Raw genomic sequence first — 11,784 nt, 5'->3', positions numbered from 1 at the left:
AAAAGCAATGCTTGAAATCCCAAAAATATAGGTTATAAAGATAACAGAATTCGCCTTTGATAAAAATATGGGCAAAAATTTAAAAATTACAGTTGCAGCTATTTTAACCTTGGCGATCGCTGGGTGTGCTGCTGAAGAGACACCACAAGCCACTAATCCTCCGGTGCCGGTTCCGAAAATTGCGGCAAAGTCGCTACCAAAAGCTCAAGCGTTTAAAAATCCAGTAGTACCCGTCAAATATACCTCACAAGTTGCTTCTCCAACCCTGAACTTAATTCAACCAACTAATGCTACAGAACGGGTAGTTGTGATATCACAAGGACGGAATGATCCTTTTGCAGAAATTGTTGGTTCAGCTGTGGCAGCAACACCCAACACCACAGGCACAAAAACCGTACCTAAGTTACCCCCCCTACCTACCGCCAGCATTCAAACCGCATCAGCAACGTTAAGAAGGCTGCCAATACGCAGTGTGGCTTTAAATCAACCAAATAGAGTTGCAAAGCGGCCTGGCTTAACTCCGGTTCTACCTAGAGTTTTGCCTCAAGTTGTCCCTAACCCCACCTTAGTATCTGTATTACCACCAACACCACAACCCGATGCAGCAAGAGGAGTTATGGTATCTGGTGTAGTTCTCATTGGTAGGGAACCACAAGCAATTATCAAAGTACCAGACGAACCTACAAGTCGCTATGTGCAGGCAGGACAGCGATTAGCCAACGGCGTGCTAGTCAAACGCATTGAAATGAACGAAGGCTCCAACCCGATTGTAATTCTCGAACAATATGGCATTGAAGTTGCCAAAATGGTTGGTGAAGGAGCAGTTGACTCAAAATCATCAGCTACAACTGCTAGCGATAAATCTATTTCGCTGCTCACACCGCTTTAAAATCTTATTAGTGGTGGAGCTTTGTAAAGATGGAAACCAAAGAAAAAATTGAATTTGCTGGTTTACCTTTAGCAGTTTATCGAGAAATAGCGGCTCATCTGCGGCAAGTGACAGGAATAGAAGTGGATTTAATTCCCCAGTCAGACCAACATTTTGATTACAGCCAAAGTCAAATCAGCGGTTTGTGTATCTCCTGGACAGCAAACTCCAATTCAGAAAGTCGCCAACGCGTCAAGGAAATTTTGGCTTACTATCAAAATCGCTATGGTGTTTGACCGAAAAGATGGGTACAAGCCCCGTGCTTCGTTTCCCGGCTTTTTGATAGACTAGAGGAATCCGCAACACAGGCAGAGGCTCGCACTTCGGTGGAGGAACCTGTCTCGCAACGGGCGGCAAATCCTGAGAAAGTTTTGGCTCCTAGGGAGCGCACGGAATTTTCTCTACTCATCGGCGGGGCACGTCGAGGTGAAGCTTGGTGAGGGTAAAGTCGATGGACTCCCCGTGATCCAAGAATCCCCGAACTTCAGGATGGGGAGTGTCAACACTGCTAGGTTTAGGCACAATCAATGTAATAGGTAAGGTGTGAAATCGACCTTGTTGATCAGACAGGTCGATTTTTTGCTGTCAGTGTGTCCCCAACAAAAGCCGTTACCACATTGACCTTCTAGTCGCATCGTTAAATATATACAATATAGAGTAGTAGAATTCTAGCGAATGTCACAGTGTACTGAAATTCGCTAGCTTTACCAATTTCACAATCCCTATTCCTTCTCATCCACTATTTGAGCAACTGTCGTATCTGTGATCCAGACAAAAATTACTCCAGGACAACCACTGACTTCTGTACAAAAAATCGGCTTAGATTTAGTCTCTGTTTTAGGTGGCGGAGGACGAGATGTTGTCTTAGCAATTGATATTACAGCAAGCGTCGGATTAGATGATCAAGGTCGTACCCGCTTACGTCAAATAGTTGAAGATAGCTTGAAACCAGGGGATTCTGTATATATTGTCCCTTTTGCTCAGAATGTAACTTTAAGTGAAGTTACATCTGATATTACTCCGTTAGGTACACCCACTTACTTTAGTGGTAATAGTAAAGAAAATATTGACAAAATCTTAGCAAAGATACCCTTTGTATCCGACCCTAACCGTTATGGTGCAGATATTCAGCAATCTGAGTTAACTATTTATCAAGGTATTGCTCAGATTAATCAAAATCGCTTGCAAAAAAATCAACCAGTTAAGCCGCAGTCGGTTGTTTGGGTGACTGATGCACCCTTGTTTACTCAACCGGGGATTAATTCACAAGTTTGGATAGAAACACCTGCGAATAGTGCTTTTCGGATAGCAGACTCTCTAGAAAGTCAACAACGACAAGCTTGGATTAAAGCTTTAGAGGCTTTGCCAATTAAGAAGCGATCGCTATCAATTACCACCCAAGGAAATAAAGAATATAAACTCACTGTAGTAGATATTGCCCCTACAGTCCAAGAATTTTGTACACCAGCACCAGGCGGTCAAGATACTTGTTTGGTTACTCCTTATTTAATTAAAAAGTTATGGGTTCCAGGGTTAATTTCCTTAATAATATTTGTGTTGCTAGTTTGGGCTGGGTTCAAATTTTCTCGGTCACAAAAAAAGTGGGAATTAATAATAGATTTTGAAGCTACGGAAAAACCTGAAGACCAAAGATGTCGATTGCCTAACAATAAACAGATTGCGATCGGGGAATATGATGCAACTTGCGTAGCTTCTATTGACTGTCCAGGTTCAGAAGTGAGAGCATATCTAAAACGCAAAGGTGAGAAGCTTTACTTAGAACCAACTAACTTAGCGCCAATTTTTTATAATGGTGAAGAAATTACTTCATCTACTCCTATAAACAGGTCAAATTTTAGAATAAATTGCCCAGATGCTCGTAAACGCGATTACGAGATAAATATTAAATTAAAAAAATAGTGCCCAAGGAAGTATGCTATGAGTCAAGCAACTACAAATTCACTTCAATATAGGGGAATTAATCGCACAATTTGTATCGGATTAGGTGGTACAGGACGTGATGTTTTGATGCGAATTCGCAGGTTAATTGTTGACAGGCATGGAGATTTAAGTAACCTACCAATTGTCAGTTTTATCCATATCGATACAGATAAAGCAGCAACGCAAATATCTGGAATTCGTACTGGTAGTACATATCATGGAGTTGACCTCAGCTTTCGGGAAGCGGAAAAAGTTAGCGCTACAATGTCCGCTAAAGAAGTTACCATGTTCGTACAAGGATTAGAGCGGCGTTCGGCTTACGAACGTCACGGACCATACGACCATATTGGTATTTGGTTTCCTAGACAACTATTACGAGATTTAAAAGCAATTGAAGATGGTGCGAAATGTATTAGACCTTTAGGAAGACTAGCCTTTTTCCACAATTACCAAAAGATTAAAACAGCAATCGAGACAGCAGAAAATCGTACCAGAGGACATGATTCCGTATTACTGAAATCAGGTTTAAAAGTTGAGCCAGGACTGAGTATTTTTGTTGTCGGTTCTCTTTGTGGTGGTACTGGCAGCGGTATGTTTTTAGATTTAGCTTATAGTCTAAGGCATCTTTATGGCGAGCAAAGTGTGCAGATTGTTGGTTATTTAGTAGTTAGTCCAGAACTGTATACTAATACTCCAAAGATGAATGCTAATACTTATGCTGCTCTCAAAGAACTAAATTATTATACTACTCCCGGTACAAGATTTGAAGCTTGTTATGATATTCAAAATTTATTATACGTACAGGAACAACGTCCGCCATTTGACTATGCTTATCTAGTTTCTAGTCAAACAGGAGGCGAGTATTCGATTCTTGCACAAGGTAAGCTGTGTAATGTCATTGCACATAAAATTGCTTTGGACTTTTCGGGTGAATTAGCACCAGTAGTTAAAGGCAACAGAGACAATTTTATGGAACAAATGATCCAATGGGATAAGCACCCGCGTCCTAATGTACAGCGTTATTTAACATTTGGACTGGCAGCAATTTATTTCCCTCGCGATACCATTGTGCAGATTGCTTTGACATTGGTCAGTTTGGAATTGGTAAAATTTTGGTTAAATGGCAAAGGTCAAAGTCCAGACCCGAGTAGATTACTTGAGCAATTTCTCATTCAGTATGGTTGGCAGAGTGATTTAGCGAAAAAGGATGGCTTAATTACTAGGCTTTCGGAGTCTGTACAAGAATCTAACAAGACTTTTAGTAATACAATCACCGCTTGGAGAAATAAATTAGAGCGGACAATTTCTGATTGCCAAAATAGAGATGATCGTAATGGCATTCGTCAAGAACTACTGAGGCAATTTCGTGAGCAATTTCGCAAAACTCAACCTGGTGAAACTGAAAGTACCAGAGGTATTTGGTTGACTAGGCTACAGCAAATTGTGCCAACTATTACTAAAGAACTCAAAACTAATATTGATGATTTTCTAAATTTATTACTTACTCCCCTTGAGTCTAATTTTTCGGTTAAAAGCACTCGTGACTGGCTGGATGCTTTGCGGCATGAATTGAATAGTTACCAACGTAACTTGCAAGAACAAATCGCTGATTTAGGCGGAACAAAAACCCTAGAAAATCTAGAGAAAAAGTGGCGAGATGCTGAACAGTTAATCGAGGAAATTGAGCAAAAAGCTGGTATTCCCTTTATCAATAGTAAAAATAGCCAAGTTCAAGGTGAAGCAAAAAAAGTACTTCGAGAAGCCTATGACCTCGTTCAGCATAATTTTAACTTGGCAGTTTTGCAAGAAGGTCTAAAAATTGTTAATGAGCTGCAAAAACACCTGCAAATGAGAACAACTCAAGTTGCTGCTTTTAGTAGCTTAATAGAAAACTTACAAGGTAGTTATGAGAAGCAAGAAAAGGAACTGAGACAGTTAAATTTTGATGAAATGAGTGGGGAAGCAATTTTTGATAGTGAAGATATTGACCGTTGTTATCAAACGATTTTATCAGAAGATGATATTCGCAGCCAATTAGTATTAGTCAGTTCGGCAATTACAGAACCTACCGGCAGAGGACAATCTTTGGCAAGTTTTATAGATAGGGAACGGACTAGTCCTGAGCAATTACAAAAAGAAATCGATTTCAATGTTGATAGTTTATTTGCTTCTAGAGGTATTAATATCGTCAATTCCGTGATTAAGCGCTTTATGCAAAACTACTCTTTAGCGGCACGTTCAACTCGCTTGGCACAAATTATGCAGGAAGCTGAACCCCTGTTGCATTTAAATTTAAAAGACCCTTACTTTCGTGATGACCCTGCTAAAAGTAGTAAGCTAATCGGTTTTAAAGATGTAGACGAGTTAGAAGTAAAACAATTTAAAACTTTGCTTGACCAAGATTTAGCTATTACCTCAAGTTTCTTGAAACCAACACAAGCGGATGACGAAATTTTAATCGTTAATGAGTATGCTGGCTTTCCTCTACGACTCATCAGAAATTTAGAAAGAATGAGAAATTCTTATATCCGCGAACAAAATTCTGCGACATCTTTTCTCCATAATGATAACCATGCCGCTTTTCCTGATATCATTCCTCCTGATGCTAGAAGAATGGAAGAGTTGGAAGATATTTTCTATCCTTGCTTAGCATTTGATTTGTTAGAGAAAAATCCACAAAATCAGCAGTTAGAATTTCAATATTATGATGTATTAAGAGATAGTCATCATACTGCTTGTCTTAGTCCAGATTGGAGTCAGGCTTTGGAGGAACTTGCTAATCGTCAGGATATGACTGAGGCTTTACAAACAATTTTGGAGAATGAAATCTCTCAAATAGAAAGACAGCCTGAACTTTGGGAAAATGAATACTTACCTAAATTGCGGCAGTTTGTAAAAGAAGTTGATGATTTACTAGAGGAAACTCCAAATTATCCTTATAAAGCGGCAGTGGTTGGAACTACCGCAGGTACAGATCCCCTAGCAAAAGAGGGAATTATTAACCGTTTTCGTGTTAAGATGACTGAGCAGTTTGCAACTTCTGAAAAACACGGTCTAACTCCACAAGCAAACAAAGAAAATCAAAAAGTTTTGGTTGGCGAAACGGTTGATTATCCTATAAATGTTACTAACAATATAGACAAGCGACGGTCAGAAATAGAGCCACTGCGACAATATTTGGCAAATGGTTTTATAACTCAAGAAGAATACGATCGCGAGTGTCAAAAAATATTTAATAAGTACCCACTACAAAAATAATTTCAGGGTGTTTTCATGCCGTCAATACCGTCTTACTTAATTTTTTTAATTGTTGTAATTGTCATTTTACCATCTATTATTACTATTATATGCCGCTGGTTTCTCTATCGACGTTTAGTATTTTTAGAAGAACGAGTAAGAAGGCTAATTAATGAAAATTCACCAGGTAATCAGCCAAAAATAGTCAAAGAGATAGAAGCAAGATTTAGAAAAGCTAGCAGTCAATTAGATCAGATTAATACAGCAGCATTAATTGACCAAGTTTACAGTCAAGAAAAAATTTGGCGAGTTACTTATGAACAAATCGAGTATTTGTGCCGCATTATCCCAAACTTACTATTAGCTTTCGGCTTATTTGGTACTTTTCTAGGGATTACGATTAATTTATCAGAACTCAGTCAAACAATCAGCGAAACATCTACCAGCAATATTAGTGATTTAGTCGATGAATTAAAAAAACCATTAGAAGGCATGAGCATTGCCTTTACTACTAGTTTATTTGGACTTGGTTGCAGTGCTTTAGTAACATTATTCAATTTCTTTTTAAATACAAATATTATCAAATATCGACTAATTAGTTCTTTAGAAGATTATCTAGATAATATTTATCATCCCCAAGTACAGGGTGATACTCGCCTAGATAAAATAGTCAAAAAAATGGTTTCTCAGCAGGATGAGTTTTTAACTAGATTTGGTGAAACAGTCCGGGATGCAGTTGATAAATCTTTAGGACGTGTAGCCAAAGAAATTGCTCAAGGTAATAAAGAAGCAGCTGATTTAGCCAAGCAGGTTTATGAGAGATTTGCCGAAGCTTCTGGTACGATATCGGCTGCCGCTACTGAATTTGAACATGCGATCGCAGAACTAAATGCAAAATCTCATATATTTATACAATCGGCTGAAATCTTTGAAAAAAGCCAATTTCCTGACAAATTATCAGCAGCTATGACAGATTTAGCTAGTACACAAGAGAAATTTTCCCAATCTGCTGCAACTTTAGCTCAAACAGTAAGTTCTATTGACATAGTAGTCACACAAATTCAGCGTTGTAGTGAGGAATTAATCGGTTTAGGTGCAGGAATCAAGATTGTTAATCAAACTGCAATTACAGTATTAAATTCTCATCAAGAGAATCAAATTTCTCTGAGTGAAATTATCCCTCAACTCAAGCAAGGCGCTGGTAGTTTTTCTAGAGCAATTACAAAACTTGAGAAACTAGAAAACAAAATTGTAGATAAAGCTGATAGTTTGAATGAGGTAGAAAATGCTCTTAAAGAATTATTACAAACCTTGAAATTATATACAGAAGAAGTCAATTTAGAAATTGGGAATATAGGCGATCACTTGATTAATAACTTGTCTGAACAAATGGGTAGTCACAATCAAAAAATTCAGATTTTCATTAATAATTTTGAAGGCTATATCAATCAGTTTATCATGAAAACTGATACATTTAAAATAGATTTAATGGAATTAATACAAACCAATTATCAAAAATCAACTTCAGAATCTCAAAATATTAATACCTTGCTTGTTGGAAAAATTAGCCAACAAACAGAAATTAATCAACAGCTATTACAAACGTTAATCCAATACTTACAAAAATATAATACAAATGAAAATAGTAAATTCAAGCAGGAAATAGAAAACTTGGAAGAAAAACCTATACCTACTGAAAATTGAAATTATGACTCGTCGTTCGCGGCATACGAATTATCATGAAGACCTCAACATTTGGCCGGCTTTTACAGATTTAATGTCTAATGCCTTCATGATTATACTATTAATGTTATTTATAGCAAGTAGTAGTTATACAATATCGCAGATATCTAATAATCAAAATAAAGGAACTCCGCCCATTCTCTTAATTAAAGATGAAAATTATAGATTTGATTTAGGCAGCGCCGAAATTCCAATGGCCATGTTGGATTATATTACTAATAAACTCGTACCGGATATTGAAAAAACTACTAAAGATTTTAATATAAATACTGTAGAAATCATTGGTCACACCGATGAGCAACCTATTGGTAGTGTGAATAGCAATTTAGACAAGAATTTAGAAGCAGCAGCCAGTAGCGAGGGTTCAGTCAGTAATCTTAAGGCGGGTTCTAATGCTGATTTAGGACTGATGCGTTCTCTGGCAGTAGTTAAAGAACTCCTGAAAATCCAGCAACAGCAAGCGAGAATGCAAAAAATCAAGTTTCGTGCTTATTCAGCAGCACAGCTAATATTACCAAATGGAGAATTTGCTCCTATTCCTCAAGCATTGCGGCAGTCACAAGCGACACGGCGACGCATTGAAATTCGCTTTACACGACTAGGCCAAGTACGAGAAGTCAGATAAGTATAACTGTCCTACAGCAATGTTTTACTACACTCTTGTTAATCTTGCCAATATGTGAATCAAAGTATCATAATCAGGTGATGCAATTCTAAATTGCTGAGGTAAGCTTCAAGCAACAATGCAAAGTATTACAAGAGTGAATTTTCGATCTGAGCATCAATCACAATGGAACACTGGCAATTTCTGATACAGAAACAGGGCGATCGCTCTTGGCAAACCCTGGAATCGCCAAATGTAGAACTTTTGGAAGGTCAGTATAGAGTTTTGGCTCGTTCTAATCTGCCTAATATAGAAGTAGAAGTGCGAGTTATTTACTCCTCAACTCAAGAAGTTCCACCAAAGCGGCGAATTTTTAAGCGATCGCGTCGGACAAATTCCGAGGGGTTAATGGCGGTAATTCCCTTTACCTACTTCCATCCCGGAATCTGGGAGTTACGCTGCTCCGGCGATTTGATGTCGGAAATGTTTGGTATGTCCTGGCAATATAGTATCCATCTGCAAGTCTTGTCTGAGGAATTGCAGGCGGGGATAGGGGGAGATGAGGGGGATGAGGGAGTAGAAGTCACTATCGCACTAGAGAAGACTATTACTGTCTCTGCTGATGTGGTAACTACAGATAGCGATCTGGCTACAACTGTCTTAGCAACTGCTATTAAACAAGAAGATGCAGTTATTGATCAACCTGTTAGCCCCGTCTGGTTTAAAGGTGAGACAGCAGAGCAAATTTTACAAAATTTAGTAGAATTAGCTTTACCTACTTCTGACCCCTTAGTGGCGAATGAAACTGTTGCTGATTTTCCAGCAATCCAGCCACCTTTACTTTTACAAATAAATTTAGAACGAGAAACTTATATTGCCAGCTGGGGACAAACCCTTAATATCAATGGCCAGGTAGAACTAAAAGAAAAGCTAAATTTAGACTTGGCTGAAACATTATCCGTAAACCGCCTCTGCAAGCTTGAACTAGTAATTGAACTTTACTCACCTTTGGAGTCGGTGATTTTAACTCAGGTACGGCAACCTTTACTAAACAAGGCACTACCTTTGAGTGTTAATACCTCAGTTATCATCCCTGCTGAGTGCGAATCTAAGCTGATTCTGGCAGATATTAATTTGTATGGGGCACTTGACGAGTTTTGTGAAGTCAGCCTATTAGCTAGTCAATCCTTCACCATTACAGCAGATGTGATGGCATTACTGGCAATCACAGTAGCTAAGTCTAGTCAACCAGAATCGTCAAACGACGATAACGTATTGACACCTGCTGTACCAACATCACAGACACCCGTGAGCCTTGGTTTAGAACTGTTTAACCTAGTTAAGACTCCAAAAATAGATCAATCTCTGGCATTCATTCCCGCGCCAAATCAGCCTTTGCCACCGCAAATTAACGCGCGATTGCGAGAAACTAGCTTGGAGGAGCCGGGTGAGCGATCGCCGCAATTACCGAAACTGCCTGTCAACAAAATCAATGCAATCGCCCCTAGTACCGAAATTGCAGATCCTTTAATACAGGAAGAGTCTGTACAGAAAGATAATATTATGGCTGCCATTAACCTAGAGCAGTTAGTAATCAGACATCGGCGCAACCCAACTTTTCCCTACTTGAGACGGCTAAAAACTTCGCCAGCAAATAATCGCACAAAAGCAAGTAGCAAGACATCAGATGTTGCGGAATTGCCAACTCATGAGCAGTCGCCACAGCCAGACTTAATTTTATCGGAGCTTGAAAATACACCGGAATTAGTGTCTGAGAATACACAATTGCAGCAAGAATCAATTAGTGAATTGGTAACTCAACCAAATACAGAGTTGACTGATGAAACTGCCATCGAAGAAGTAGCTCAACAAAATAGTGAATCTATTGTTGAATTAGAAAATCAGCCCAGTGAGGAACCAACAGCAACAGATCATCTCCAATCATCGCGGCTAATTAGAAAGTGGATGCAGAGTCAAGGCTATTCTTTGCCTGAGTCTATTTACATCCAATACCAAGACAACGGTGATATTTTAGACCAACTAACAATACTTGAGCAACAGCCTCTCCCATCTCTAAGCGCTCAAACTCCATTAAATTTAGATTCTGAAATAGAGTTGACACTAGAAGCAGAAGCACCAGAACCAGAAGAACACCAACAAATACCCTTACCCTCCGCCTTATCTACTCAAGCAGCTTGGTTAGCGCAAGAAATAGTTATAGATGATACAGACGCTGAGCCACAAACTTATGTAGCAATAGCAACTCATCAACTATCTGAACAAGAGGATCATCCATTCTTAAATTTATCCTGTTCCTTGCCTGGAAATACAGTAATTACAGAACCTTTGCCAGTTCCGCAACTGCGTGTACCAGATGGTGAACTCATCGCTGGCAAAACTATCTTAGTACGCGTCGAACTGCCGGAAGTGTCCCCGCAAGTTGTCGTGAAATTATGGGTTGAAGATTACCAAACTCGCTGGTTACTAGATGGCCCCCATTTGCTCACACATTTGTTGCCTAAACCCTTGGGAGGGTGGGAAGTGATGACGCAATTAAATATTCCCTTCGGCTGTTTAGAAATTCGCCTAGAAGCGATCGCTCTCGACATGGCAACCCAACAGGAGAGTCACAAAGTCACAGTAGTACGGACTGTTATTCCTCCAGACTTGCCAAACTTGCAGCTAGATGAATTGATGCTTTGAGGGGCAAGGGGACGCGGGGACGCGGAGAAAATTTCTCCCTCATCCCCCTCATCCCCCTCATCTCCCTCATCCCCCCACATCGGCTGTGTTAAAAATCTTTAGAATTTCAAAAAGTGGACAGGATTTGCAGTAAGCTCATCTTGAATTGTAGTGTGATTTGACAGGAATATTTACTATGGCAGCTTCATTTTTGCCCTCGATTTTTGTACCCATAATTGGTTGGGTTCTGCCTGCTGTAACCTTCGCGTTTCTACTTGTTTACATGGAACGTGATGATATTGCTTAAATAGTTCGAGGTTGTCCTTTGTCGTTAGTCATTTGTATTTACAAAGGACAAATGACTAATGACGCTTTTCATATTTAATGAATATAACAAAACCGCCTATCTTTCTGGGATAGGCGGTTTTATGATGATGATTTCTAAACAAATGCTAGAAAATCCCAGCTAAATAGTATTCGGCTGAGACCTGTATTATATCGAAGAACCGATTCCGGCGTAGGCTCCATAAAAGAAGATGCCTAAAACAGTAATCACACCTAAACCTGCGATCGTAGCGACGACCCACAGGGGAATTCTCCCACTTCCAGACACTGGTTTTCTCCTCTCTTAACAAAACAAATCAACACA

At 39.2% G+C, this 11,784-nt stretch carries 9 protein-coding genes; 8 read left to right on the top strand and 1 reads right to left on the bottom strand.

The window, feature by feature from the left end:
* Positions 1-67: 67 nt before the first annotated feature.
* From AC5JMF_RS24895 to AC5JMF_RS24860, 8 genes are all read left to right on the top strand, one after another.
* Positions 68-889, top strand: coding sequence for a hypothetical protein (locus AC5JMF_RS24895; protein WP_495798382.1), 822 nt, complete (start codon positions 68-70; stop codon positions 887-889).
* Positions 890-918: 29 nt separating this feature from the next.
* A complete protein-coding gene (locus tag AC5JMF_RS24890; protein WP_495798381.1) occupies positions 919-1,164 on the top strand; it encodes a hypothetical protein in 246 nt (81 codons plus the stop codon).
* Between the two features lie 526 nt (positions 1,165-1,690).
* The gene (locus AC5JMF_RS24885) at positions 1,691-2,848 is read left to right on the top strand and encodes a VWA domain-containing protein (RefSeq protein ID WP_495798380.1); all 1,158 of its coding nucleotides are present in this window, start codon (positions 1,691-1,693) and stop codon (positions 2,846-2,848) included.
* An 18-nt stretch (positions 2,849-2,866) separates the two neighbouring features.
* Positions 2,867-6,127 carry a tubulin-like doman-containing protein gene (locus AC5JMF_RS24880; protein ID WP_495798379.1) on the top strand — a complete coding sequence of 1,087 codons (3,261 nt, stop codon included), beginning with the start codon at positions 2,867-2,869 and terminating at the stop codon, positions 6,125-6,127.
* Between the two features lie 15 nt (positions 6,128-6,142).
* Positions 6,143-7,810 carry a hypothetical protein gene (locus AC5JMF_RS24875; protein WP_495798378.1) on the top strand — a complete coding sequence of 556 codons (1,668 nt, stop codon included), beginning with the start codon at positions 6,143-6,145 and terminating at the stop codon, positions 7,808-7,810.
* Between the two features lie 4 nt (positions 7,811-7,814).
* Positions 7,815-8,474, top strand: coding sequence for a flagellar motor protein (locus AC5JMF_RS24870; protein WP_495798377.1), 660 nt, complete (start codon positions 7,815-7,817; stop codon positions 8,472-8,474).
* A gap of 165 nt (positions 8,475-8,639) precedes the next feature.
* Complete coding sequence (locus AC5JMF_RS24865) at positions 8,640-11,156, top strand: hypothetical protein (protein WP_495798376.1); 2,517 nt, start codon at positions 8,640-8,642, stop codon at positions 11,154-11,156.
* Positions 11,157-11,331: 175 nt separating this feature from the next.
* Positions 11,332-11,442 carry a photosystem I reaction center subunit VIII gene (locus tag AC5JMF_RS24860; RefSeq protein ID WP_495798375.1) on the top strand — a complete coding sequence of 37 codons (111 nt, stop codon included), beginning with the start codon at positions 11,332-11,334 and terminating at the stop codon, positions 11,440-11,442.
* Positions 11,443-11,628: 186 nt separating this feature from the next.
* Here AC5JMF_RS24860 and AC5JMF_RS24855 read toward each other — a convergent pair whose 3' ends face one another.
* Positions 11,629-11,748, bottom strand: a complete 120-nt coding sequence (locus tag AC5JMF_RS24855) for a photosystem II reaction center protein J (RefSeq protein WP_167725640.1) — start codon at positions 11,746-11,748, stop codon at positions 11,629-11,631.
* Positions 11,749-11,784: the final 36 nt, after the last annotated feature.

Source organism: Desmonostoc vinosum (assembly GCF_059505385.1).
This window is presented reverse-complemented; position numbering and strand designations above follow the sequence as displayed.